The organism is Fulvimarina endophytica (assembly GCF_003403015.1).
In the GTDB taxonomy this organism is placed as follows: Bacteria; Pseudomonadota; Alphaproteobacteria; order Rhizobiales; family Rhizobiaceae; genus Fulvimarina; species Fulvimarina endophytica.
In genome coordinates, this window is sequence record NZ_QURL01000003.1 from 503,488 (window position 1) to 529,068 (window position 25,581).

The following is a 25,581-nucleotide window of genomic DNA, read 5'->3' on the forward strand; positions in this document are numbered from 1 at the left end:
GGATCCTAGAACCACCAAGTGAAGGGTGAAGCGGGCAGAGGCATGACGAGGAGGTGGTTGAAGAGAATGACGATCGTGCCGGCGGCGGCGATCGGCATTCCCAAGAACGCAGTGGGTCTGCGGATGCCGAGCGAGAGCAGCATCGCCGCGCCCATCGGGACCGAAGCGAGGAAGAAGCCCACGACATCGACGGCCAGCACGTAAATCGGCAGACCGATGACGAGAACGATCACCGGTCGCCAAAGAAAGGTCCTTGGAGCCGAAGACGCCCGAAGTTCGGCGACGACATTGAGAACCGACAGGGCGAGAAGCACCGTCAGAATGATGCGAGGAAAGAAGATCGGGCTGAAGGCGTCGCCAAGATCTGCGAATGCTGCGCCGAAGGTCGACAAAATCAGTCCGGATATTGCAGCCAACAGAAGAATGGCAACGATGGGCCCGCCACGCGTCAGAGATCCCATGACGACTCCTTTTAACCGGCGCTCGGCGGATCAAAGACCAGCGGCTTCGATCAGGACCTTGTTGTCGTCGTACTGCTTCCTGAAAAAGACGTCGAAGCTCTCGGCATCGCGATAGTTGAGAACCGTCGCCGTTCGCTCGGCGAACGCCTGAAATTCGTCCGAGGCAACCGCCTTGCCGCAGGCTTCACTGAGTTGATCGCGAATTTTCGGATCGAGATCGTGAGGCGCGAAGAGCCCGCCCCAGAGATCGAGCTCGGCAAGTGGCGGCTCGATGCCGGCTTCGGCGGCAGTGGGGACCTCTGGATAGCTCTCGAGCCTCTCGGGCGCAAAGACGACCAGTGGCCGGAAATCCCCGGAATTCATGAGGATTTCCGTATCGGCGTAGAATTGGATCGTTCCCGCCGCCATGGCCTGAAGCGCGGGGCCCGAACCCTGGAATGGCAGATGCCGGACGTCCTTCAAGACGCCCAGCCCTTCGAATGCCGCGACTGCGGCCAGATGGGTCATCGCCCCCGGGCCGGACGATCCGAAAAGATATCGGCCGGGCTCGTCCTTCACAGCCTCGACGGCGTCATCGATGGTTTTGAACGGACTGCCCGCATTGGTGAAAAGGATCATGGGCGAGGCCGCGATCGAGCAGATCGGCGTCCAGCTGTCCTTGTCGTATGGGACATCCTTGATCTGCGGTTGCACCGTTGCGACCGTCATCGACCAGTAGCCGAGGCGATAGCCATCGGGATCCTCTTCGGCGAGCGATCCGGCTGCCACCGTGCCGGAGCCGCCGGCCATGTTCGAGACGTAGACGTTCCCGCCGAGGGCTTCGGCAAAGGCGGGTGCGAACCCGCGAATCAGAAGATCGGTGCCGCCGCCGGCGTTGAAGGGAACGACGAGGTTCACCGGCTGTTGCGGAAATTCCTGCGCAGCGGCGGAACTCGCCATCCCGGCGCAAACGATGGCGGCGAGGCAAGATGTGGTCTTGAATCTCTCAAACATGTGGCTTTCCTCCCAGAAGCTTGTTTGGTATCGTTGTCATGCGTATGACAACGTTGTCAACTGATGAAATTCGTATTTTTGTTCTGGGGGAGCTGTTGGTGAGGAAGATGCAGAAGCGACCGACATTGAAAGATGTCGCTGCCTACAGCCAGGTTAGCATCATTTCCGCATCGCGGGCCCTTCGCGGGCTCGAAAACGTCTCCCCGGAGTTGAGGGCGAAGGTGGAGGCGGCGGCCGATGCCCTCGGCTACAGCCGAAATCCGATCGCGGGCTCGCTAAGGGGCCAAAGCAGCGACCTCGTCGTGGTGCTCGTTCCGGCCATGACCAACAATGTCTTTCCGGCCGTTGTGGATGGTATCTATGCGGGTCTTTCACAAACCGGGCTCGGCGTCGTTCTCGGCCTGACGGGCTATGGGATCGAAAGCGAGGAGAGGGTTCTGCGTAACATGCTCGCCTGGTCGCCAGCGGGCCTAGTTCTGAGTGGTTCGGAGCATACGGACGATACCGAGGCCATGCTGGCGGAGTTCGACGGGCCGATCGTCGAGGTCATGGATATCGACGGTGAAACCGAACGGAGCCAGGTCGGACTGTCCCATTTAGAGGCGGGTCGCATGATGGCCGACCATTTCCTCAAATGCGGCTATCGACGGATTGGCTATATCGGAGCATGGGGCGAGCAGCCCTTACGGTCACGCAAGCGACGCATATCGTTCGAGGAGGAGTTGCGACGCAACGGAGTAGAGCTCGTGGGCCGCTTCATTCATCCCGATCCCTCATCCGTGTCGGTCGGCGCAGAGAGCTTCGACCGGTTGATCGAGGAGCATTCCGATCTCGAAGCGATCTTCTTTGCCAATGACGATCTGGCCCTCGGCGCCATGTCGAACGCGCTCGATCGTGGTCTCTCCATTCCCGACGACATGGCTTTCGCAGGTTTCAACGGTCTCGATGTCTGCGATGTCGTCCGCCCCCATTTGACGACGATCGTCACGCCCCGCTTCGAGGTCGGCTGCTTAGCCGGAAAGATCATCGCCGACACGTTCAGGACCGGCGAAAACAAAGGCCCGCAGCAAAGGCGAGAATTGGCCCTGGAACTGCGCCAAGGCGGAACCACGAGGCTTCGGAATGCCTGATGCCGTCCGTTTGTTGGCCGGTCCGGCTTCGGACCCAGTCATGACATCGGGAACGGAGGTGGGAACTGCCTCCGCTCGTTCGCGGAGGAAAGGCGATTTCACATGCAAACGCGCTGGAGACAGCGAGATTAAACGGTGCTCGCTTACAGCGTGACCGATCAAACGATGGCCATGAGGCAGGAAGGAAGAACACCAATGCGTGAACACCAGACGATGGCTGTGGTGGGCCTCGGCTCCATGGGAGAAGGCATGGCGAAGTCTCTGCTTCGGGCCGGTCACACCGTCTACGGTGTCGACCTCGACACAACGCGGATGGCCACCTTCCTCGAGACCGGTGGCGCGCCCGGCGAGGCGCTGGACAAGGCCGCGGAGATCGATGTTCTCGTCCTCGTCGTCCTCAACGACGTCCAGACGGAAGCGGTCCTGTTCGGACCGAACGGCTGGGCCGACAAGCTCGGCAAGGGCAAGGTTATCGTCTCCTGCGCAACCGTTCCGCCAGAATTTGCCCGCGAGATGGCGAAGCGCTGCGAGGAGAAGGGCCTTCTCTATCTCGACGCGCCGATCTCCGGCGGGGCCACGAAGTCGGCCGAAGGGCGGCTCTCGGTCATGGCCTCGGGCTCGCGCGAGGCCTTTAAGGCGGCGCGGTCGATGCTCGATGCCTGCGCCGAGACCGTGTTCGAACTCTCCGAGGAGCCGGGCCAGGGGAGCGCCATGAAGGCGATCAACCAGATGCTCGCCGGCGTCCACATCGCCGCTCTCGCCGAGGCGATGACCTTCGGCATTACCCAAGGGGTCGAGCCGAGGCAGGTGATGGAGGTGATCCCGAAATGCGCGGGCACCTCCTGGATGTTCGAGAACCGGGGCCCGCACATCGTCGAGGGCGACTATTCGCCGAATTCGATGGTCGATATCTGGCCGAAGGATCTCGGCATCGTTCTCGACATCGCCAAGAGGGCGAAGTTCGGTGCGCCGCTGACGGCCGCCGCCCTGCAGCAGTTTCTCGCCGCCTCCGGCTCTGGTCTCGGGTCCGAGGACGATGCGGCGGTCGCCAAGGTCTATGCCCGCAATGCCGGGATCGAACTCCCGAAAGGTGCGTCATGAAGCTCGGCTGCATCGGCGACGATTTTACCGGATCGTCGGATCTTGCCAACATGCTCGCCAAGGAGGGCATGCGCGTCACCCAGTTCACGGGAACGCCGTCAGAGGATGCGAGCCCGGACGTGGATGCCGGCGTCGTCGCGCTGAAGTCGCGCACGCTTCCCGCCGAGGATGCCGTCCGCCTGTCCCTCGAAGCGCTCGAATGGCTGAAGGCGCAGGGCTGCACACAGTTCTTCTTCAAGTACTGCTACACATTCGATTCGACGAGAGAGGGCAATGTCGGCCCGGTGACGGATGCTTTGATGGAGGCGCTCGGTGCGGACCGCACCATCGTCTGCCCGGCCTTTCCGGCAACCGGGCGCAGTCTCTATCAGGGCCATCTCTTCGTGAACGGGGTGCTCCTGTCGGAGTCCGGCATGGAGAACCATCCCCTGACGCCGATGACCGATGCCGATATAAGGCGATGGATGGGCCACCAGACGAAGCACGCGGTCGGCCACGTGGCCGCGACCACCGTCTTTGAGGGAGCCGATGCGATCCGCGCGGCGATCGGCGAGGAAGTCGCGGCAGGGCGCCCGGTGATCGTCGTCGACGCCATCCGCGACGCGGACCTGCGCGAGATCGGCCGGGCGGTGAAGGACATGACGCTGATCACCGGTGGTTCGGGCGTCTCTCTCGGCATTCCTGCGAACCTTCTCGACAAGAGCGACAGGATCGATGTGGCGGCCGACTGGTCGGGTCTCGAAGGCCCCGCCGCGATCATCGCGGGCTCGGCCTCGAAGATGACCCGCGCACAGGTCGAGCGCTATGCCGCCTCCAATCCGGCAATGGAGATCACCGCCGAGATGGTGATGGAGGGCGAGACGAGCCCCGAAGAGGCCGCGCGGTTCGCTTTCGAAGCGGACGGCACGGCGCTGCTTTATTCCTCCGCCGATCCCGGCACGGTGAAGGCCGCCCAGGCGAGATATGGCCGCGAGACGGTCGCCGGACGGCTCGAGGACTTCTTCGCCGAGACCGCGCGCCAGTTGGTCGCCGGCGGCGTGACGCGGCTCGTGACGGCGGGCGGCGAGACCTCCGGGGCAGTGGTCGAGGGTCTCGACCTTTCGGCCCTGCGCATCGGCCCCGAAATCGCGCCCGGCGTTCCGGCCGTCAAAGCCGAGGACCGGGATCTGGTCCTCGCGCTCAAATCCGGCAATTTCGGCGACGCGGATTTCTTCGAAACGGCGCTTCGCGTTCTTGGAGGAAAGCCATGAGCGCGTCGAGCGACCTGCGCGAAAGCATCTGCATGTTCGCCCGCTCGCTTCATGAGCGCGGCCTGACCCACGGCTCGACCGGCAATATCTCGGCGCGCACCCCCGATGGCGGGCTTCTCGTCACGCCCACCGGCTCGTCCTTCATGACCCTCGATCCGGCAAGGCTCAGCCAGTTCGATGCCGCAATGAACCTCGTTGGCGGCGACAGGCCGACCAAGGAGATGCCGCTTCACCGTGCCTTCTACGACACCCGGTCGACGGCGGGCGCGATCGTCCATCTCCATTCGTGCCATTCCGTCGCCCTGTCGATGATGCCCGATGCGAACGAGGACGACTTCCTGCCGCATCTGACGCCCTATCCGATCATGAAGCTCGGCCGCGTGAAGCTGTTGCCCTATTTCATGCCCGGCGACGCGGCGATCGGCGAGGCGATCCGGGGCCTTGCCGGCAAGCGGTCCGCCGTGATGCTCGCCAATCACGGCCCCGTGGTCGCGGGCAAGGATCTGGAAGCCGCCGTCTATGCGATCGAGGAGCTGGAGGCCTCGGCCCAGCTCGCCATGATGACGCGCGGCCTGGGCCCCAAAGCGCTGTCCGGCGATCAGGTGAGGCAGCTCGTCGAGACCTTCGATGTGGAGTGGGACGCATGAGTCATGTGATGCTTTCGGCCAATCTCGGCTTTCTTTGGACCGATCTCTTACTGACCGACCGCATCCGCGCGGCGAAGGCCGCCGGCTTCGACGCGGTCGAATGTCACTGGCCCTATGGAGAGGAGGCAGCCCTCGTGAAATCCGCTCTCGAGGAGACGGGGCTTTCCATGCTCGGCCTCAACACCGCGAAAGGCCTGCGCGAAGGCGATGTGGGCCTTGCCGCTCAAGTCGGCCGCGAGGTCGAGGCCCGTGCCGCGATCGACCAGGCCTTCGACTACGGGCAGGCCATCGGCGCAAAGGCCGTCCATGTGATGGCGGGAACGCTGAAGGGCCAGGACGAGGAAGCCTGCGCGGCGGTCTTCGCCGGAAACCTTGCCCATGCGGCCGACCGGGCGAAGGCGGCAGGCATGATCGCGCTCATCGAGCCGCTGAACCCTTACGACAATCCGGACTATGTTCTGATCGGCCTCGACAAGGCCGTGTCGATGATCGAACGCGTCGCGCGGCCCGAACTGAAGATCATGTTCGACTGCTACCACCTGCAGATCACCGGCGGCGATCTCCTGCGGCGTTTCCGGCTCGTGAAGGATATGGTCGGCCACGTGCAGTTCGCCGGAGTTCCCGATCGGGGCGAACCGGACCGGGGCGAGGTCGCCTATGACCGCCTCCTGCCGGCGCTCCACGATGCGGGCTGGAACGGTGCCTTCGGAGCCGAATACAAGCCCTCAGGAAAAACCGGGGACACGCTCGGCTGGATGACCGCTTTTCGGTAAGGGACTGAGCGCGGTGCTAGCCAACTGAATATGCGATGAAGAAAATTATCGCACTTAAATACCCGTCCACACGGAAGGCGCTTGAGCGGCGAATCTGCGCCTATTCCGTTGAGGACCTCGCCGACGAGGTCGGAACCGGGCAGAAATAGACGTCGCCGTGACGATCGCCGTTGATGTCGACCGCGACGGGCGGCGCGAAGTCCTGGGTATGGCGATCGGCCCGTCTGAAGCAGAACCGTTCTGGACGGAGTTTCTTCGGAGCTTGGTTCGTCGCGGCCTCATCGGCGTCAAACTGGTGATCTCCGATGCTCATGAGGGTATCAAAGCCGCCGTCGCTCGTGTCCTGGGCACGACCTGGCAGCGCTGCCGGATTCACTTTCGACGAAACGCCCTGGCCCATGCCGGAAAGAACAGCTGGCGCCCTGCCGGGCCTTTTACGCCTTGGATGCGTCCACTGGACGAATTCATTCGGGCCAGCCCGGACCGCCTCCCAAGGGTCGCTGCCTTCATCGCCACCGCGTTCGAGCCCGATGGCGAATGCCGAAGGGGACGTCCTTGCCTATATGAGCTTCCCGCCGCAGCACCGGGCGAAGTTGCACTCGACGAACCCGATCGAGCGACTCAACGGCGAAATCAAGCCGCGCACCGGCGTGGTCGGGTTCGGCGGCAAAACAGTCACCGGCCTCTTTTCGTTCACCGCCTCACTTCCAAACGAGAAGGCCGTTACCCGGCTCGCCGGCGCCATTCTCATGGCGCAGAACGAGGAATGGGCCGTTCAGCGCTCGCGATATATGACGGTGAAAACTCTCGCCCCCGTCTGGGATGATCCCATCGTCAGCCTGCCCGCTGCATGACAGGCTGATCAGCTCGACGCTCCCGCGATCAGCGAGGCCAGATGTCAGCTCCACCACGTGGTGGGACACGATCGATGAGGGCCTTCGGTGCCCCGGGGACGCGGTCCGTTAATTCTTTGTTGAGCACGACGAACGATAGTCTGCCTTAGCGTGCGCCGTTCGTCCGGGACGGCGCCACCAGACCTTGAGATTGTGTCCAGGCGCCGATGTTTACCTCACGCAGCGATCAGGGCCTCGTGCCGAACCGAAGCAGCAGACGCGAGGCGGAGGCCGAGGCCGAACGCGACGTCTTCCGCAGCGCATCGCTGATCGATCCGGTCTATGTGATCGGGCGGCTCTGGAAGGCACGCTTCCTCATCCTTCTGTGCGCGATCCTGGGGGCCGGCATCGCAGCGGCCATCGCCATGGCGACGCCGAAGCAATACACCGCGACCGCCCAGGTCCTCGTCGATCCGCGCGACATCAAGGTCGTCCAGAACGAGGTGACGCCGAACGGCCTGCCGAGCGATGCCACTCTCGCGCTGATCGAAAGCCAGACCGCGGTCGTCCATTCCAACGAGGTCCTGCGCACGGTCATCGCCAAGGCGGACCTTCTCAACGACACCGATTTCAACGGCAAGGGCTTCTCGATCATCGGCTCGATCCGGGACGCGCTGGGCCTGTCCGAGCGTGCCGAGCCGTCCGCCGAGGGCGCTCCGCTCACCCATGAGGAACTCGTCACCCTGCGCAATCTGCGCCGCAATATGAGCGCGGTGCGCGAGACCAAGAGCTTCGTCCTCAACCTCTCCATCACCTCGACCTCGCCCGAGAAGTCGGCGATGCTCGCCAATCTCCTCGCCGAGACCTTCATCACCGAACTGGGCGAGGTCCAGTCCTCGACCGCGCGCCGTGCGAGCGACGCCCTGTCGAGCCGGCTCGACGAATTGCGGGCGCGGGTGAGCGAGGCCGAACGGGCGGTGGAGACCTACAAGGCCGAGAACGGGCTCGTGGGCGTCGGCGGCCGTCTCGTCGGCGACGACTACATCCTGCGCATCAACGACCAGCTCGCCCGCTCCAGCGGCGACGTGACCACCCTGCGCAACCGGGTCGAGCAGATGGATGCGGCCAGCGTCGACGACGTGGTCGAGGGCTCGTTTCCCGAGGAGCTGACCTCCGAGGCGCTCAACCGGCTGCGGGACAACTATTCCGCCCTTGCCCAGGAGCAGGCGGTGCTCTCGGCATCGCTCGGGCCGCGGCATCCGCGCCGCATCGCCAACGAGGAGGCCATGAGCGCCGCCCGCTCGGCGATCCGCGGCGAGATCGGTCGCATCGTGGCGGCGAACCGGACGGAGCTTGCCCGCGCCGAATCGACGGACCGCGACCTCAACGCCCAGCTCGACGAATTGAAGTCCAGACGGCTCGCGACCAGCGGCTCCTTCGTCAAGCTGCGCGAACTCGAGCGTGAGGTCGAGGCCTCGCGTGCGATCTACGAGGCCTTTCTCCTCAGGGCGCGCGAAACGGGCGAGCAGGAGCGGCTGAACACGGCCAATGTCCGCGTCATCTCCGCCGCGACGCCGCCTCTCGACCCCTCCAGCATGTCGCGCCGCGTCGTGGTGATGATCGGCTTCGTGGCCGGTCTTCTCGCAGGTCTCGGCCTCGTCCTGATCCAGGCCCTCTGGGCTCCGATGCGCCGGCTGTTCGCCGAGAACGAGGCGCGATATGCGCCGGCGGGCGGGCTTGCAGCGGCGCGGACCACGGCCTCGACCGATCCGGATGCGGGCCCGGGTGGCGGAGGCGAGGGTCGTGGCAAGCGCGGGATGGCGCCCGTCGCTTCCATGCTGCCGGGCCTTCGGGCGAGCGACACGGCCATGCCCGAGCGCGCACTTCGTACGGCGACGGCATCGGCGATCCCATCGACATCGACATCGACATCGACATCGGCAGCGGATCGCAGCGATCCCGAGACGGAGGCGAGCGCTCCGGCACCCCTACCTGCCGCAGCGACGACGGTTAAGGGCTGGACGCTTCGCGGAACGGACCATGCGGACGCATCGCCTGCCAACAAATCCGAAACCGGTTCGGCTTCGGCCGGCGCAGGATCGAACGACCAGCCACGCCGGATGCTGTCGCGGCGGCTTGCGGCCATGCGCGAGGCCTCGGCAAGCGAGGTGACGCCCGCAAACATTAGCACCGCGCCGGACGAACAGGCAGCTTTCGATGCGCCGACGCCTGCCACGCGCCGCCTCTCCGCCCGGATCCGTTCGGTCAAGGAGGGCCGCGAGATGCAGTCGGAGGTCGAGCGGGTCAAGTCGCGGCTGACGAAACTGCGCGGTGCGATCGGCGGGGAGGATGCACAGGCGAACGAGGCGCCGCGCGGTGTCTCCCGCGCCTGAGATGAGTGCATCCGTTTCGCAGCCGCTCTGGCGGCCCCTTCGCGAGAGCGACATTCCGCGCCTCGATGCGATCGGCGAGATCGTCCATCCCGATCTTCCCGAGCCGCCCGAGGTCTTCGCCGACCGGCTGCGGATCTGTCCGGGCGGCGCCTTCGTGCTTTCGACGGGCGCGCGTCCGGATGGCGGCGGCGACGAAGAGCTTGCCGGCTATGCGATCGGTCATCCGGTTCGCCTGCCGGAGCTTCCGGCCCTCGGCCAGATCCTCGGCGCGCTGCCTGTCGGTGCCGACGCCTTTCTGATCCACGACGTGGCGCTTCTGCCGCAGATGCGCGGCCGCGGGCTTGCGGCCCCGGTGGTGGAGCTTCTCCTCGGCGCCGCCGTTCCGCTGAAAGAGGCCTGTCTCGTCTCGGTCTACGGGACGGCGGGGTTTTGGTCGCGCTTCGGATTTCGGCCCGAGACCGGGCGTCTGCCGGCGGGAAAGCTCGCAAGCTACGGTCCGGATGCGGTCTTCATGACGCGTAGGCTCTGACGGGTCAAAAGGGTTCAGGCGTGCGGTGCAGCGAAGGCGCGCTGCCCGCCCGCACTCCATGCGCAAACCGTGCGCAGTTTTTCATCACCAACGCCGCGCCTTTCGCCGCCCCGGCCATGGACGTGCGCAAAGCGGGTCCATATACAGGAACGCGACGCCTTCGCGCCTTTGATCCGTCTTCGCGCGAACGGGCCTTCTTCTGTGATCGAACACGGGGCAGCTGTTGATGAAACGGACCATCCTCCTGGCACTGAGCGCGGCCCTGGCCGCCGGCGGCATCGGACAGGCGAGCGCGCAGAACCGCGTCGTCAACGTCTACAACTGGTCGGACTATATCGACGAGTCGATCCTTGCCGACTTCACCAAGGAGACCGGGATCACCGTCAATTACGACGTGTTCGATTCCAACGAGATCCTCGAGACGAAGCTTCTCGCGGGCGGTTCGGGCTACGACATCGTGGTTCCGACGGGGACCTTCCTGGAACGCCAGATCAATGCGGGCGTCTTCCAGACCCTCGACAAGTCCAAGCTCACCAACTGGGACAATCTCGACAAGGACGTGCTGGAGCGCCTCGCCCGCTACGATCCGGGCAACGAACATGCCGTGAACTACATGTGGGGCACGACGGGCCTCGGCATCAACGTGGCCGAAGTGAAGAAGCGTCTGGGCGAGGACCAGCCGCTCAACACCTACGATCTCCTCTTCGATCCCGAACTCGTCGCAAAGCTCGCAGATTGCGGCGTCTACGTGCTGAACACCTCCGAGGAGGTGGTTCCGGCCGCGCTCAACTATCTCGGTCTCGATCCGAACTCCTCCAATCCCGAGGATCTGCAGAAGGCCGAGGACCTGCTGCTCGCGATCAAGCCCTATGTCCGCAAGTTCGATTCCTCCGAATACATCTCGGCGCTTGCCAATGGCGACATCTGCATGGCCCATGGCTGGTCCGGCGATATCCTGCAGGCGCGCGACCGGGCGGCGGAGGCCGGCCAGGGCGTGACGATCGAATACGAGATCCCGAAGGAAGGCGCGGTGATCTGGCTCGACAACATGGCGATCCCGGCCGATGCGCCGCATTCGGAGGAAGCCTACGAGTTCATGAACTACATGATGCGCCCGGAGGTGATCGCCAAGGCGACGAACTTCGTCAAATACGCCAACGGCAACGCGGCGGCGGACGAATTCGTCGAACCGGAGATCCTCAACGATCCGAGCATCTATCCCGATGCCGAGACGCGCAAGCGTCTGTTCGCCGTGACCAGCAAGGGCCCGCGCGAGCAGCGCCTGGAGACCCGGCTCTGGACCCGGGTGGTCACCGGCCAGTAGCCGGCCTGGTCTCTCTCAAAGCCGCGTCCGGCTCCTCGGCCGGGCGGCGGTCTCCTCAGGCGCTCGTGGGGGTCACAGGGTCTTGAAAGCACAGTCTCTCGGATCGGTTCGCAAGAGTTTCGCACCCTGGGCCGATCCTGCCGCCAAGCCCTTCATCCGCTTCGAGGGCCTGACCAAGGTGTTCGACGGCACGGCGGCGATCGACGATCTCAACGCCGATATCTTCCACCGTGAATTCTTCGCGCTTCTCGGAGCCTCGGGCTCGGGCAAGTCGACGCTCCTGCGCCTCCTTGCCGGCTTCGAGGTGCCGACCCGGGGCCGGATCGTCCTCGACGGCGAGGACATGACCGGCATTCCGCCCTATCGGCGGCCGGTCAACATGATGTTCCAGTCCTATGCGCTCTTTCCCCATATGAGCGTCGCCAAGAACATCGCCTTCGGTCTGAAGCAGGACGGGATGGCGAAGTCCGAGCGCGAGGACCGGGTGGCCGATGCCCTGAAGCTCGTGAAGCTCGAGAATTACGGCCGTCGCAAGCCCCATCAGCTCTCCGGCGGCCAGCAGCAGCGCGTGGCGCTCGCCCGCTCCCTCGTCAAGCGGCCCAAGGTCCTGCTCCTCGACGAGCCGCTCGGGGCGCTCGACAAGAAGCTGCGCGAGGAGACCCAGTTCGAGCTGACGGACCTGCAATACGAGCTCGGCATGACCTTCATCATGGTCACGCACGACCAGGAAGAGGCCATGACCATGGCCGACCGCATCGCGGTGATGGGCGACGGCAAGATCCTGCAGGTGGGAACGCCCCCGGAAATCTACGAGGCGCCGCGCTCGCGTTTCGTCGCCGACTTCATCGGCACCGTGAACATCTTCGACGGCACGCTCGTCGCCCGCGACGGCGACCGGCTGACCATCGAGACGGCGGACGGACACCCGATCGAGGTCGATGGGAACGAGGAGCGGGGCGGGGCGCTCCAGATCGGCGCGAAGACGGCCTATGCGGTGCGGCCCGAAAAGCTGCGCATCTCGGCAAGCCCGCTCGACGGCCCGAACGTGATGTCCGGCGAGGTCTGGGAGATCGCCTATATCGGCGACATGACCTCCTTCCACCTGAAGCTCGACAGCGAGCGGATCGTGCGCGTCTCCATGCTCAATTCCAGCCGGGAGAGCGCCGTGCAGATGACCTGGGGCGAGCGGGCCTGGGTGTCGTTCGAGCCGAATGCCGGGCTGGTCCTGAGCGCGTAAGGGGGCGATGGAACAATGACGGTCGTCAGAAGCGGGGGATTCCGGAGGATCGCGATCGGCTTGCCCTATCTCTGGCTCGCCGTCCTCTTCCTCGTGCCCTTCCTCATCGTCCTCAAGCTGTCGCTCTCGCAGATCGCGACGGCGATCCCGCCCTATACGCCCACCTTCGACGATCCGGCGACCTGGTGGGACTCGCTGCGACAGCTGACCTTCGAGAACTATGCGTGGATCGCCGATGATCCGCTCTATCTCAACTCCTACCTGATCAGCCTGAGGATCGCCTTCTTCTCGACGGTCTTCACCTTCATGATCGGCTATCCGCTCGCCTATGCGATGGCGCGGGCGCCCGAGGGCTGGAAGCCGTTCCTCCTGATGCTGGTGATCCTGCCCTTCTGGACGAGCTTCCTCATCCGCGTCTATGCCTGGATCGGCATCCTGAAGCCCGAGGGGCTTCTCAACCAGTTCCTCCTCTTCCTCTGCGTGATCGACCAGCCGCTGGTGATCACCAATACCGAGACGGCGATCTTCATCGGCATCGTCTATTCCTATCTGCCCTTCATGGTGATGCCGATCTTCGCCAGCCTCGACCGGATGGATCCGCGCCTCCTGGAGGCTGCCTCCGATCTCGGCTCGCCGCCCCTGAAGAGCTTCTGGTCGATCACCTTCCCGCTCTCGCTTCCCGGCGTCGTCGCCGGCTGCTTCCTCGTCTTCATCCCGGCGGTGGGCGAATTCGTCATCCCCGATCTTCTCGGCGGCTCCTCGACGCTGATGATCGGCAAGACCTTGTGGATGGAGTTCTTCAACAATCGCGACTGGCCGGTCTCCTCGGCGGTGGCGATCATCCTTCTCCTCATCCTCGTGGTGCCGATCGTCGTCTTCCAGCGCATCCAGGACCGGGAGGCGGCGAAATGAGACATCGGCTCAGCGGCTTCAACCTCGTCTCGCTGGTTCTCGGCTTCGGCTTCCTCTACCTGCCGATCGTCATCCTGGTGATCTTCTCGTTCAACGCCTCGCCCCTCGTCACGGTCTGGTCGGGCTTTTCCACGCGCTGGTATACGCAGCTCTTCCAGAACCAGGGCCTCCTCGACGCGGCATGGGTCACCCTGCGCGTCGGCCTGATCTCGGCGACGATGGCGACGATCCTCGGCACCTTCGCGGCGATCGCGCTGACGCGCTATACGCGCTTTCGGGGCCGGGTCCTGTTCACGGGCATGGTCTATGCGCCGCTCGTGATGCCGGAGGTGATCACCGGGCTCTCGCTCCTCCTCCTCTTCGTCGCGGTCGACTTCGATCGCGGCTTCTGGACGGTGACGCTCGCCCATATCACCTTCTCCATGTGCTTCGTCGCCGTGGTCGTGCAATCGAAGCTTCTCTCCTTCGACCGTTCGCTGGAAGAGGCCGCGATGGATCTCGGCGCGACGCCGGCAAAGACCTTCTTCGCCGTCACGCTTCCGGTGATCTGGCCGGCGGTCGCGGCCGGCTGGCTGCTGGCCTTCACGCTTTCCCTCGACGATCTCGTCGTCGCGAGCTTCACGACCGGCCCCTCGGCGACGACCCTGCCGATGAAGATCTACAGCCAGGTGCGGCTCGGCGTGACGCCGGAGATCAACGCGGTCTGCACCATTCTCATCGCCATCGTGACGGCCGGCGTCCTGACGGCGACCCTCCTCAACAAGCGTCGGCAGGTGCGTCGCGAGCGCGAGGGACAGGCCGCCTTCGCCTGACGAATAGGGCGGACACCGTGCGGCTGTGCGCCCGCAAGGGTGAGATCATCGCAACGTTCGCCGCGCAAACCCGTCCTGTTCGACGAGGCCTGCCGCCCCTCCCGAGGGGGAGCACACCGATCGTGCCGGCGCGAGGCGGAAAAGCTGGAGCGAACGTCAGTTGGGGCGTTTGCGACGTCGCCCGGCCTATCCGTCCTCGGGAGGGGGCCCGGAGGCACGATTGAGAAGACGACGAACGAACGCCCCGGCGCATCGCCCAAATGGGGTATGCGGCCGCCGAAATCTCGCGCGGGCGGTCCGTCCTTCCTCCAGAAGCATCGAGCGGTGCCGGCAAACGGCATCGGGTGGTTTCAGGCGGCATCAGGCGGGGAGGGCGAAACTCTCTGCCAGTTCCTCGGTCCGCCGGTCGCGCAGGGCGCGGAGATTGGCGATTTCACCGCGTTCGAGATGGTCGAGAAGACCCTGGAGAATGCGCGCGGGAAGCGCCGGGCCGCCATAGACGAAGGCGGTGTAGAGCTGGACGAGATCGGCGCCCGCCTCGATCTTCTCGACGAGGCTCGCCGCATCCGACACGCCGCCGACGCCGATCAGCGCCATCTGGGGCCCGAGCGCCTTGCGGAAGTTCGCGAGCACCGCCGTCGAGCGCGCCTTCAGCGGCCGGCCCGACAGGCCGCCCGTCTCGCCGGCCTTCGCCGCCATCTCGACGCCCTCGCGCGACAGGGTCGTGTTGGAGACGATCAGCCCGTCCACCTTGCGCTTCTGCGCGACCTCGGCGATCTCGGCGATCTGCGTCTGTGTCAGGTCCGGCGCGACCTTGAGGAAGACCGGGACCCGCTTCGTCGCCGAGACGGCGGCTTCGCCGTTGCGCGCCGCGATGACGTGCTCGAGCAGCCGGTCGAGTTCCTTGCTCGCCTGCAGGTCGCGAAGGCCCGGCGTATTGGGCGAGGAGACGTTGATCGTCAGATAGGTGGCGAGCGGCGCGAAATTCGCGATGCCCTCGACATAGTCGGCGACCCGGTCCTCGGCATCCTTGTTGGCACCGACATTGACGCCGACCATGCCCGGCCGGCGGCGCCGGGCCGTCAGACGCTCGAGAGCGTCGGCATGACCGCAATTGTTGAAGCCGAAGCGATTGATCACCGCCTCGTGCTCGGGAAGGCGGAAGAGGCGCGGCTTCGGATTGCCGTCCTGCGGGCGCGGCGTCAGGGTTCCGACCTCGACGAAGCCGAAGCCGAGGCGAAGAAGCGCGTCCGGAGCCTCGCCGTTCTTGTCGTAGCCTGCCGCAAGGCCGAGGGGGTTGGGAAAGGAAAGCCCGGCCGCCGAGACCCGAAGCCGGTCGTTGACCGGCACCTTGCCGCCGCGCACGAGGCCGCGCTTCAGCGCGGCGATCGACAGGTCGTGGGCGCGCTCGGCATCCATGCGGAAGAGGGCGCTTCGCAGAAGGCGGTAGAGCGCGCTCATCGCGGGCCTTGGCCGAGATCGTCCGGGAACAGGTGGACGCCCCCGGCATCGAGCGGCAGGGGCCGGTCCCACAGGACCGCCGAGACAGGAAGCGTGCCGTAAAGATGGGGAAACAGGGCGCCGCCGCGCGAGGGCTCCCAGCGCAGGGCATCGCCGAGGGCGCCCGGATCGACCGCGACGAGCCGCAGATCCTGCCGGCCCGTAAAATGCTTGGCGGCGGTCTCGCGCACCTGTCCGGCGGTCGAGAAATGCACGTATCCATCGGCAAGATCGACCGGCGCGCCGGCGAAGACGCCGGTTCGCCGCGTTTCGTCCCACTCGTCGAGCGTCATGATTTTATAGATCGGGTCGGCCATGGTTTCGTCTTGGCGCCTCCCTCGGCTCCGATCAATGGGGCTTTGCGCGCAAGGGCCGGTTCTCAACAGCCCGCGACCCGAAAGAGGCCGGCGGCGGATGATAGGAGGGCCGTGCCCCGCGATCTCCGCCATACCGTGCTCACGGCATGCAGGCCTGGGTGTCGATCCTCGCCTCGCCCATGGTCCTTGCGGACTTGGCGCGGGCGGCCTCCTTGCGCGCGCTCGTCCAGATGACGTGGAGGAGATGGGACAGCCGGCTGTCCGGGCCGAGCCCGGTTTCCAGATGGGACAGCGCGGTCCGCATATGGCGATCGATCTGCTCCTCGGTCGAGGCGCGCCCGATCATGGAGACGATGGTCGACTTGCCGGTGTCCTGGCCGACATCCTTGCCGATCGCGCCCGCATTCGGGCCGTCGTCGAGGAGATCATCGAGAAGCTGGAAGGCGAGGCCGAGTTCGCGCGCGAAGGCCTCGAGCTCGCGGCGGATCGTCGGGGCCGCGCCCGAGCCGATCATGCCGATCTCGATCGCGGCGAGGAACAGCGCGCCGGTCTTCAGGGCGTTGGTGCGCGCGACATCGTCGGCCGAGCGGGTCTCGCTCGCGCCGCTGAGATCGGCGAACTGGCCGGCGACGAGGCCGCTGGTGCCGACCGCCTTGCCGAGCGCCGCCACGCAGCGTGTGCGCTGCTCGGCCTCGAGGCTCGGCGTCGCCGCGACGATCTCGAAGGCGCGCGAGAGCATGGCGATGACGGCGAGAAGCGCGGTGTCCTCGCCGTATTCCACATGGGTCGGCTTGCGTCCACGCCGCAAGGTGGCATCGTCCATGCAGGGAAGGTCGTCGAGGACGAGGGAGGCGGTGTGGACGAGTTCGATCGCGCAGCCGCCGTCGAGGGCTGCCTCGACATTGCCGTCGAGATCGAGCGCGGTGAGAACCGCGAGCATCGGGCGCAGCCGCTTGCCGGGCGCGAGAACGCTGGTCTCGATCGCCCCGCGCAAGGGCTCCTGGCCCTCCAGGCAAGGCGGCAGGAGCGAGCCGAGGCGATCCTCGATCCGCTCGAGCAGGCGACCCATGTCTTCGGACGTCGGCGAACTCATGCGGCGTCAACGCAACGGATAGGCAAGCTGATCACGTTCCCTCGGTTCAAGGCCATCAGGTTTTTCAGCGAACGGGGCCGGCACGCCTCAAACCCTGCAAGAGCCGGGCCTCGGCGCAGCGACGCGAAGCCGCTGGCGACCTGTTCAAATCCAATGCTAACACGGTTACAGCGAATTACGATCCGGAAACACCCCCGGATGCCGGGTTTGACGTGAAAGGCGGGACGATTTGAATGTGACCGATGGAAGCGACACACGGCCGGCGAGCGACATCGCCACGCGCAAGATCGATCACCTGGACATCGTCCTGAGGCAGGACGCCGAGCCCGGCGCGAGCGCGACCGGCCTCGACCGGATCGTGTTCGAGCACGTGGCCCTGCCCGAGATCTCGCTTGCGGACATCGATCTTTCGGTCCCGTTCCTCGGCCGGCGTCTCGCCGCGCCGCTTCTCATCTCCTCGATGACCGGCGGGCCCGACCGGGCGAGCCGCATCAACCGGCACCTCGCGGAAGCTGCCGAGCATCTGAAGATCGCGCTCGGCGTCGGCTCCCAGCGCGTGGCGATCGAGGGCCGGGGCGGTGGTGGCCTCGACCGGCGCCTGCGCGATCTCGCCCCCTCCGTGCCGCTCCTTGCCAATATCGGCGGGGCCCAGTTCGTCCTCGGCTACGGCGAGGACGAGGCCATGCGTGCGGTCGAGATGATCGGCGCCGACGCCCTCATCGTCCATCTCAATCCCTTGCAGGAGGCGGTGCAGACCGGCGGCGACACCGACTGGCGCGGCGTCCTGTCCGCGATTGCATCCCTGTGCTCGCGGCTGCGCGTTCCGGTCGTCGTCAAGGAGGTCGGCGCGGGGATCTCGCCCGGCGCCGCGCGGAGGCTGGTGGAGGCGGGGGTCGCGGCGATCGACGTGGCGGGCGCCGGGGGCACGAGCTGGGCCGGCGTCGAGGCCGAAAGAGCAGGGGACGCGCGCCGGGCGGCGATCGCCCGGCAGTTCGCGGGCTGGGGCATCCCGACCGCGCGCGCGATCGCCGAGGTCCGTGTGGCCTGTCCGACGGTGCCGCTGATCGGCTCTGGCGGCATCAGAACCGGGCTCGACGTGGCGAGGGCGATCCGGCTCGGGGCCGATATCGCCGGTCAGGCGGCCGCGACCCTCGAGGCGGCCGAGACGTCGGGCGAGGCGGTCGTCGCCCATTTCGAGGATGTGATCGAGACCCTGCGAATCGCCTGCTTCTGCACCGGCTCTGCCTCGGTCGCCGATCTGAGGCGGGCCCGGCTGATCGATCCGCCGGACTTCGCGCTCTGACCCCTTCGCCCGAGAGCGGCGCGGGATGAGGAGGAAGGCCCGTTCGAGCCGGTGGCGCACTTGATTTCCTGCGCGCCCCTGGTGTCTAGAGAAGGCGGAAACCAGCATGTCTCATCCGGGAGGAACCACCATGCCATCGTCGCTCGACGCCTATCTCACCTCCGCGCTCGAGGGCGCGGCGAGCGGGCGGCCGATCGCGGACGCCATCCGGCATCTGTGCACGGCGGCGGTGAAGGTTCGCAACACCATCATCGAGGGCGGCACCTCCGGCGATCTGGGCGGCCAGCGCGGCGAGACCAATTCCGACGGCGACATCCAGAAGGAACTCGACGTCCTCGCCGACAAGGCCTTCCTCAAGGCCGCGAAGGATTCCGGCTTCGCCTTCTTCGGCTCCGAGGAGCAGGAGGGGCCGGTGCGCCTGTCGGAGGACGGGGACCTTGCGATCGCGATCGATCCCCTCGACGGATCGTCGAACATCTCCACCAATGTCTCGATCGGCACCATCTTCTCGATCCTGCCGGTGTCGGCCGAGCAGAAGGCGAACCCGGACACGGTGTTCCGGCAGAAGGGAGCGAACCAGCTCGCGGCCGGCTTCTTCACCTACGGCCCGCAGCTGCATCTGGTCCTCACCGTCGGCGACGGCACCCACGTCTTCCTGTTCTCGCCGAAGTTCGGCGGCTTCGTCGAACAGACCGCCTCGGTCTCGATCGAGCCGCGCGCCAAGGAATTCTCGGCGAACATGTCGAACTACCGGCACTGGGACACCCATATCCGGAACTATATCGACGATCTGCTGGCCGGCGCGGAAGGCCCGCGCGAGCGCGAATTCGGCATGCGCTATGTGGGCTCTCTGGTGGCCGACGCCTATCGCATCCTGACGCGCGGCGGCGTGTTCCTCTATCCGGGCGACGAGCGCAAGGGCTATCAGAAGGGTCGTCTGCGCCTGATGTACGAGGCCAATCCCGTCGCCATGCTGGTCGAGCAGGCCGGCGGCGCGGCGAGCGACGGGACGCGGCGCATTCTCGACATCGAGCCCGAAAGCCTGCACGAGCGCGTGCCCTTCGTCTTCGGCTCCAAGCGCGAGGTGGAGCGCATCGCCCGCTACATCGCCGATTCCGACGCGCTCGCCGAGCGCTCGCCGCTGTTCGGCAAGCGCTCGCTCTTCAGCTCCTGACAGCCAGAGGGACCCAGCGAGCCTTCGAGCCCATGTCCGCCAAGCACCCCATCATCGCCATCACCGGATCGTCCGGCGCCGGAACGACCTCGGTCAAGGACATCTTCGACCAGATCTTCCGGCGCGAGCAGGTGGAGGCGGCCTATATCGAGGGGGACGCGTTCCATCGCTACGACCGGGACGCGATGCGCCTGAAGATGGCGAGCGCTGCGGCCGAGGGCATTCCCGACTTCTCCCATTTCTCGCCCGAGGCCAATCTCCTCGAGGATCTCGAGGCCGTGTTCGAGGAATACGGGCGCAAGGGCACGGGCCGCACCCGGCACTACGTGCACAACGAGACGGAGATGAGCGAGCACGGGCTGGCCGAGGGCAAGTTCACCGACTGGCGCCCCTTCAAGGAGGGGTCCGACCTCCTGTTCTACGAGGGGCTGCACGGCTGCGTGAAGACCGACCGGATCGATCTTGCCCGCCATGCGGACCTGAAGATCGGCGTGGTGCCGGTGATCAATCTGGAATGGATCCAGAAGATCCACCGCGACCGCTCGACGAGGGGCTATTCCACCGAGGCCGTGATGGACACGATCCTCAGGCGCATGCCCGACTACGTGAAGTATATCTGCCCGCAATTCGCGCTCACCGACATCAACTTCCAGCGCGTTCCGATCGTCGATACGTCGAACCCGTTCATCGCGAGGTGGATCCCCACCCCGGACGAATCGATGATCGTGATCCGCTTCGCCAATCCGCGCGGCATCGACTTTCCCTATCTGATGTCGATGATCCCGCACTCCTTCATGTCGCGGGCCAACTGCATCGTCGCGCCGGGCGGAAAGCTGGATCTTGCGATGCAATTGATCCTCACGCCATTGATTCTCAAGCTGATGGAGCGCAAACGACGCGCATCCTGATCGAAACCCAAGCCCGTCAGACGAACCGAGGCCCCATGTCCGAACGACCCTCCCCGAAGACCACCGACCGCAATGCGAACGATATGGCGAACGCGATCCGCGCGCTTGCGATGGATGCGGTCCAAGCGGCCAATTCCGGCCATCCCGGCATGCCGATGGGAATGGCCGATGTCGCAACGGTGCTGTTCCGGGACTTCCTGCGGGTCGATCCGTCCAAGCCCTCCTGGCCCAATCGCGACCGGTTCGTGCTCTCGGCCGGCCACGGCTCGATGCTGCTCTACGCCCTGCACCACCTTCTCGGCTACGAGGACATGGGCATCGACCAGCTGAGGAATTTCCGCCAGCTCGGCAGCCGCACCGCCGGCCATCCCGAATACGGACATGCGGCCGGCATCGAGACCACCACCGGGCCGCTCGGCCAGGGCCTGTCGACCGCCGTCGGAATGGCGATCGGCGAGCGCCTCGCCAATGCCCGCTTCGGCGACGATCTCGTCGACCATCACACCTATGTCATCGCCGGCGACGGCTGCCTGATGGAGGGCATCAGCCACGAGGCGATCGATCTCGCCGGCACGCTGAAGCTCAACAAGCTCGTCGTCCTGTGGGACGACAACGGCATCTCGATCGACGGCAAGGTGGAGATCGCCTCGAAGACCGATCAGGTCGCCCGTTTCGAGGCGGCCGGCTGGAACACCTGGTCCGTGGACGGCCACGACGCGGACGCGGTTCGAGAGGCCATCGAGGCGGCGCGCGCCAGCGACAAGCCGGCCTTCATCGCCTGCCGCACGATCATCGGCTACGGCTCGCCCAACAAGGCCGGTACCCACAAGGTGCATGGCGAGGCGCTGGGCGACGAGGAAATCGCGCTCACCCGCAAGCAGCTGATCTGGGAATCAGAGCCGTTCGAACTGCCGGAGGCCGTGGTCAAGGGCTGGCGTGAGGTGGCGGCCAAGGGGCGCGAGGCGCGCGAGGCCTGGGAGAAGCGGCTCGCGGCCCATTCCGAGCGCGACCATTTCGAGGCCTTCACCTCCGGCGTCCTGCCGTCGGGCCTTGCCGGCGAGATGCAGAATTATCGCAACGCCCTCGTTCAGGACAAGCCGAAGGTCGCGACCCGCAAGTCCTCGGAAATGGCGCTCGAAGTGATCAATGCCGTCGTCGAGACGACGATCGGCGGCTCGGCCGACCTCACCGGGTCGAACAACACCAAGACCAAGGAGATGCGCCCGGTCACCGCCGAGGACTTCTCCGGCCGCTATCTCCATTACGGCGTGCGCGAGCACGGCATGGCCGCGGCCATGAACGGCCTTGCCCTCTACGGCGGGCTGATCCCCTATGGCGGCACCTTCCTCGTCTTCTCCGACTATGCGCGCGGCGCCATGCGCCTGTCGGCGCTGATGGGCCTGCGCGTCGTCTACGTGCTCACCCATGATTCGATCGGGCTCGGCGAGGACGGCCCGACCCATCAGCCGGTGGAGCATCTGACGGCCCTGCGCGCCATTCCGAACATGCTCGTCTTCCGTCCGGCCGATGCGGTGGAGACGGCGGAGGCCTGGGAGGCCGCGCTCGCCGAGACCCATCGTCCCTCGGTTCTGGCGCTCACCCGCCAGGGCCTGCCGGTGGTGCGCGAGGAGGCTTCCGAAAATCTCACCCTTCGCGGCGGCTACGTCCTGAGGGAAGCATCCGGAAACCGCGACGTGACGCTGATGGCGTCCGGCTCGGAAATCGAGATCGCTCTGAAGGCCGCCGAGACGCTGAAGGCGGACGGCCTCAACGCCGCCGTGGTCTCGATGCCGTCGATGGAACTCTTCCTCGAACAGGACGAGAGCTATCGCGCATCGGTGCTCGGCTCGGCGCCGCGCGTCGCCGTCGAGGCGGCGATCGGCATGAGCTGGGACCGGTTCCTCGGCGATCGCGGCCGCTTCGTCGGCATGACGGGCTTCGGCGCCTCGGGCCCCGCGCCCAAGCTCTTCGAGCATTTCGGCATCACGCCGGACGCCGTCGTCGCGGCGGCCAAGGACCTCGTCGCCTGAGGTGAGGAGACAGTGCGAGCGCACAGGGCCCACTCGAAGCGAGGGCGGCCCTGGCGCTGAGAGGCGAGGCGGGGCCGGCTGCGGGGCCCACCCAGCCCGTTCCAGTTCATCATACGGACGGTTGAGACCCATGAAACCCCTTCTGATCGCTCCCTCGATCCTGTCCGCGGACTTCTCGCGTCTGGGCGAAGAGATCCGCGCCGTGGACGAGGCGGGGGCCGACTGGATCCATCTCGACGTGATGGACGGCCATTTCGTGCCGAACATCACCTTCGGTCCGCCGATCGTCGCGGCGGTGCGCGGCCATTCGAAGAAGGTGTTCGACTGCCACCTGATGATCGAGCCGTGCGACCCGTATCTGGAAGCCTTCGCCAAGGCCGGATGCGACATCATCACGGTCCATGCGGAAGCCACGACCCATCTCGACCGCTCGCTCCAGGCGATCCGGGCGCTGGGCAAGAAGGCGGGCGTCTCGCTCAACCCCTCGACGCCGGAAAGCGTCATCGAATACGTTCTCGACCGGCTCGACCTCATCCTCCTGATGACCGTCAATCCGGGCTTCGGGGGCCAGAAGTTCATCCATCCGGTGGTGGAGAAGGTGCGCCGGGTGAAGCGGATGATCGGCGACCGCGACATCCATATCGAGATCGACGGGGGCGTGACGCCCGAGACCGCACCGCTGGTGGTGGAGGCCGGTGCCGATGTGCTGGTCGCGGGCTCGGCCGTCTTCAAGGGCGGCACGCCGGACCATTACGCCGCGAACATGACGGCGATCCGCCGCTCGGTCGGCGAAGGCCGCTGAGGCGGTCGATCCGAGAGAGGTGTGAGCGTCCAGGCTCCGCCGCCTGAAGTCCCATGTGATGCGAACCATCGTGGGCCTCGCCGTTTGTGTGGCCCGACGCGAAAAGGCCGCCTCTCCCGAATGGAAGAGACGGCCTTTCGAACATATCGCGTCGGAGGCGAACGGGGTGTCCGCTGAAGACCGCGACCCCGTCGCCGGGGTCAGGGTCGTTTCGCAGCGCGAGCCCGAGCCTTCTGGCTTATACGCTTCAGCCCTTGAGGTGGGCGCGCAGCATCCAGGCGAACTTGTCGTGGATCTCGATGCGGTTGGTCGCCATGTCGTTGGTCGCCCAGTCGCCATGCTGCTCGGCGACCTCGGCGAGAGCCGACAGCGTCGAGGAGAGCGTCTCCTGATCCTTCATGAGGATCTCGATCATCGTCTTGGCATCGGCATGGCCGTCATGCTCCTCGATGACGCTGCGCTCGAGGAAGACCGAGTAGCGGCCTTCGGCATGGGCGTCGAACGCCTTGATGCGCTCGGCGAGGAAGTCCTGACCCTCGAAATGATCCTCGTAGATCTTCTGGAACAGCTCGTGCAGCGGTCCGAAGGCCATGCCGGTGACGTTCCAGTGGAAGTTCTGCGCCTTCATCGTTTCGACCGTCGTCTCGGCTAGCGCCTGGGTCAAACCCTCGACGATCTCTTCCTTGGCGTTCGGTTCCATCTTCGCGGCTACGAGACCCATGATGTGCTCCTGCTTCTTTAGAATTATTCCAAACTGTAGGTAGGCTGGTATCTCATCGGTTCAAGCGGCGCAAGCTGTACGTGCGAGCCGCCCGGCAGAAAACGATTTCAGGCGCTGGCCGGGTCGCGATAGTCAGGGGCGGTATCGTTTACGATCAGTTCGCCGAGGGTGGCGGCGAGGAAGCGCATCCAGCGCCGACCCATGGGGCGGATGCGCCAGGAGACGAGGGCGGCGGCTTCCTTCTCGCGCCCCTCCTCGAAGGCTGCGAGAAGACGCAGCATCCAGATCTCGTCGGGGGAGGGGTGCGCCGTGCCGGGCCGGTAGAGTTCGATCGCCATGGAGCCGTGATGGTCGAGCCCCCGGAAGAAGGCGTTCGCCACGGGCTCGATCGCCTTGACCCGGTCGGCGGCGAGAAGATAGCAGGCCCGCTCGATATCGGGCCGGGGCGCGAGGCGGCTCTTCAGCGCCAGCCAGCGCAGGCGGTTGAGGCGGTCGAGATCGCCGGCGGGCAGATCGGGCCGCATGCGGGCGCTGGTGGGACATCCCTGGCGGGTGAAGGGGATGACGGTCGCACCGGCAGCGCCCGTATCGGGGCCGTGAGAATCGATGCGGAGGGAAGATGCGGTCATGAACGGCACGCTCCACGGAGCTCGGTATGGACGTCTGCAAGTTTCGAACAATTCTAAACTTGACAGTCACTATCATGAAACATAGCAAATCGCGTTCGCGGCGGCAATCGGTGGACCGGCTTGCCGCGCCCCCGGGATGCGGCCATTTCGCCCGCCTGGACGAGGACCCCATTGCCCGGCGGGAGCGCTTGCGGACTTATGGAGCGGGCGTGTGGGCTTCAGGCCGGCGAAGCTCGAATTTCGGACGAGCGGGCCGGCAGGCACCGGCGACAGTAAAGGCAAAACCCGGCACGCGCCGGCAAGGATAGACAAGGGCGCGTCCGACTGGTTCCGCTGAGCGGACCGGGCGGGCGAAGCGCGCAAGAAGGGACAGTTCATGGCGAGTGTGTGGCGCAAGGCGCCGTCTCCCTGCATCAGCATCTGCAAGCGTCCGGGCGGGGGAGCCTGCATCGGCTGCGGCATGACCAAGCGCGAGAAGAAGGACTTCAAGAAGAGCCGCAAGAAGGGCGAGCGCAAGAAGCTCTTCCGCACCATCATGGCGCGGCTCGACGAGACCGGCCGGCTCGCCCGCTGGAAGCATGTCTACCGGCGGCGCTGCGAGAAGAAGGAGGCTCCCTGTCCCCTCGACAAGCTCGAAAAGGACTGACGCCCGGCGCGCCCGAAGGCTGACGCCGGACCCTCTGCGAGTGCCCCTGCCGCCTTCGCGGCT

Annotated in this window: 24 protein-coding genes and 1 pseudogene; 18 read left to right on the top strand and 7 right to left on the bottom strand. The window is 65.8% G+C overall.

Annotated features, from left to right (window positions below; genetic code table 11):
- Positions 1-5: 5 nt before the first annotated feature.
- Together DYI37_RS08830 and DYI37_RS08835 are read right to left on the bottom strand one after the other, a co-directional pair.
- Positions 6-461 carry a tripartite tricarboxylate transporter TctB family protein gene (locus DYI37_RS08830; protein ID WP_116682824.1) on the bottom strand — a complete coding sequence of 152 codons (456 nt, stop codon included), beginning with the start codon at positions 459-461 and terminating at the stop codon, positions 6-8.
- Between the two features lie 30 nt (positions 462-491).
- A complete protein-coding gene (locus DYI37_RS08835; RefSeq protein WP_116682825.1) occupies positions 492-1,454 on the bottom strand; it encodes a Bug family tripartite tricarboxylate transporter substrate binding protein in 963 nt (320 codons plus the stop codon).
- A gap of 20 nt (positions 1,455-1,474) precedes the next feature.
- Here DYI37_RS08835 and DYI37_RS08840 point away from each other — a divergent pair, with 20 nt between their 5' ends.
- The 12 genes and pseudogenes from DYI37_RS08840 (at position 1,475) to DYI37_RS08900 (ending at position 14,395) form a co-directional block, all read left to right on the top strand.
- On the top strand, positions 1,475-2,584 hold the full coding sequence (locus DYI37_RS08840) for a LacI family DNA-binding transcriptional regulator (RefSeq protein ID WP_147307904.1): 1,110 nt from the start codon (positions 1,475-1,477) through the stop codon (positions 2,582-2,584).
- Between the two features lie 195 nt (positions 2,585-2,779).
- Complete coding sequence (gene ltnD / locus DYI37_RS08845) at positions 2,780-3,685, top strand: L-threonate dehydrogenase (protein ID WP_116682827.1); 906 nt, start codon at positions 2,780-2,782, stop codon at positions 3,683-3,685.
- A complete protein-coding gene (gene otnK, locus DYI37_RS08850) occupies positions 3,682-4,935 on the top strand; it encodes a 3-oxo-tetronate kinase (RefSeq protein ID WP_116682828.1) in 1,254 nt (417 codons plus the stop codon). Before ltnD ends, otnK begins: the two co-directional genes overlap by 4 nt.
- Complete coding sequence (otnC, locus tag DYI37_RS08855) at positions 4,932-5,582, top strand: 3-oxo-tetronate 4-phosphate decarboxylase (protein ID WP_116682829.1); 651 nt, start codon at positions 4,932-4,934, stop codon at positions 5,580-5,582. Before otnK ends, otnC begins: the two co-directional genes overlap by 4 nt.
- The gene (locus DYI37_RS08860) at positions 5,579-6,355 is read left to right on the top strand and encodes a hydroxypyruvate isomerase family protein (protein WP_116682830.1); all 777 of its coding nucleotides are present in this window, start codon (positions 5,579-5,581) and stop codon (positions 6,353-6,355) included. The genes otnC and DYI37_RS08860 overlap by 4 nt, the downstream gene beginning before the upstream one ends.
- A 145-nt stretch (positions 6,356-6,500) precedes the next feature.
- Positions 6,501-7,209: pseudogene (locus DYI37_RS20280) on the top strand (transposase); the annotation flags it as partial.
- A 206-nt stretch (positions 7,210-7,415) separates the two neighbouring features.
- Complete coding sequence (locus tag DYI37_RS08875; RefSeq protein ID WP_116682831.1) at positions 7,416-9,581, top strand: GumC family protein; 2,166 nt, start codon at positions 7,416-7,418, stop codon at positions 9,579-9,581.
- Between the two features lies 1 nt (position 9,582).
- Entirely contained in the window at positions 9,583-10,110 is a 528-nt protein-coding gene (locus DYI37_RS08880) for a GNAT family N-acetyltransferase (protein WP_116682832.1), read from the top strand.
- 226 nt (positions 10,111-10,336) lie between these two features.
- On the top strand, positions 10,337-11,434 hold the full coding sequence (locus DYI37_RS08885) for a polyamine ABC transporter substrate-binding protein (protein ID WP_116682833.1): 1,098 nt from the start codon (positions 10,337-10,339) through the stop codon (positions 11,432-11,434).
- 82 nt (positions 11,435-11,516) lie between these two features.
- The gene (locus DYI37_RS08890) at positions 11,517-12,671 is read left to right on the top strand and encodes an ABC transporter ATP-binding protein (protein WP_116682834.1); all 1,155 of its coding nucleotides are present in this window, start codon (positions 11,517-11,519) and stop codon (positions 12,669-12,671) included.
- A gap of 15 nt (positions 12,672-12,686) precedes the next feature.
- Positions 12,687-13,583 (top strand): ABC transporter permease subunit, encoded by an 897-nt coding sequence (locus tag DYI37_RS08895; protein WP_116682835.1) that lies wholly within the window; start codon positions 12,687-12,689, stop codon positions 13,581-13,583.
- Entirely contained in the window at positions 13,580-14,395 is an 816-nt protein-coding gene (locus tag DYI37_RS08900; RefSeq protein WP_116682836.1) for an ABC transporter permease, read from the top strand. The genes DYI37_RS08895 and DYI37_RS08900 overlap by 4 nt, the downstream gene beginning before the upstream one ends.
- Before the next feature lie 360 nt (positions 14,396-14,755).
- On the opposite strand, the gene DYI37_RS08905 is transcribed toward DYI37_RS08900, so the two are convergent.
- The 3 genes from DYI37_RS08905 to DYI37_RS08915 form a co-directional block, all read right to left on the bottom strand.
- Positions 14,756-15,856: a quinone-dependent dihydroorotate dehydrogenase gene (locus DYI37_RS08905; RefSeq protein WP_116682837.1), complete on the bottom strand. Its 1,101-nt coding sequence runs from the start codon at positions 15,854-15,856 to the stop codon at positions 14,756-14,758.
- Positions 15,853-16,212: a DUF952 domain-containing protein gene (locus tag DYI37_RS08910; protein ID WP_116682838.1), complete on the bottom strand. Its 360-nt coding sequence runs from the start codon at positions 16,210-16,212 to the stop codon at positions 15,853-15,855. The genes DYI37_RS08905 and DYI37_RS08910 overlap by 4 nt, the downstream gene beginning before the upstream one ends.
- A gap of 139 nt (positions 16,213-16,351) precedes the next feature.
- Positions 16,352-17,281, bottom strand: coding sequence for a polyprenyl synthetase family protein (locus tag DYI37_RS08915; RefSeq protein WP_245413840.1), 930 nt, complete (start codon positions 17,279-17,281; stop codon positions 16,352-16,354).
- 259 nt (positions 17,282-17,540) lie between these two features.
- Between DYI37_RS08915 and fni the strand changes: the two genes are divergently transcribed.
- From fni to rpe, 5 genes are all read left to right on the top strand, one after another.
- Positions 17,541-18,608, top strand: coding sequence for a type 2 isopentenyl-diphosphate Delta-isomerase (fni, locus tag DYI37_RS08920; RefSeq protein ID WP_116682997.1), 1,068 nt, complete (start codon positions 17,541-17,543; stop codon positions 18,606-18,608).
- A gap of 130 nt (positions 18,609-18,738) precedes the next feature.
- Positions 18,739-19,782, top strand: coding sequence for a class 1 fructose-bisphosphatase (locus DYI37_RS08925; protein WP_116682840.1), 1,044 nt, complete (start codon positions 18,739-18,741; stop codon positions 19,780-19,782).
- A gap of 32 nt (positions 19,783-19,814) precedes the next feature.
- Entirely contained in the window at positions 19,815-20,690 is an 876-nt protein-coding gene (locus DYI37_RS08930; RefSeq protein WP_116682841.1) for a phosphoribulokinase, read from the top strand.
- Positions 20,691-20,725: 35 nt separating this feature from the next.
- Complete coding sequence (tkt, locus tag DYI37_RS08935) at positions 20,726-22,720, top strand: transketolase (protein ID WP_116682842.1); 1,995 nt, start codon at positions 20,726-20,728, stop codon at positions 22,718-22,720.
- A gap of 130 nt (positions 22,721-22,850) precedes the next feature.
- A complete protein-coding gene (gene rpe / locus DYI37_RS08940) occupies positions 22,851-23,522 on the top strand; it encodes a ribulose-phosphate 3-epimerase (protein WP_116682843.1) in 672 nt (223 codons plus the stop codon).
- Positions 23,523-23,769: 247 nt separating this feature from the next.
- Here the strand turns inward: rpe and DYI37_RS08945 are convergent, their stop codons facing one another.
- Positions 23,770-24,243 (bottom strand): Dps family protein, encoded by a 474-nt coding sequence (locus tag DYI37_RS08945; protein WP_116682844.1) that lies wholly within the window; start codon positions 24,241-24,243, stop codon positions 23,770-23,772.
- 107 nt (positions 24,244-24,350) lie between these two features.
- Complete coding sequence (locus DYI37_RS08950) at positions 24,351-24,872, bottom strand: hypothetical protein (protein ID WP_147307905.1); 522 nt, start codon at positions 24,870-24,872, stop codon at positions 24,351-24,353.
- A gap of 376 nt (positions 24,873-25,248) precedes the next feature.
- On the opposite strand from DYI37_RS08950, the gene DYI37_RS08955 reads away from it, so the two are divergent.
- Positions 25,249-25,518 carry a DUF1289 domain-containing protein gene (locus tag DYI37_RS08955; protein WP_116682846.1) on the top strand — a complete coding sequence of 90 codons (270 nt, stop codon included), beginning with the start codon at positions 25,249-25,251 and terminating at the stop codon, positions 25,516-25,518.
- Positions 25,519-25,581 lie beyond the last annotated feature (63 nt).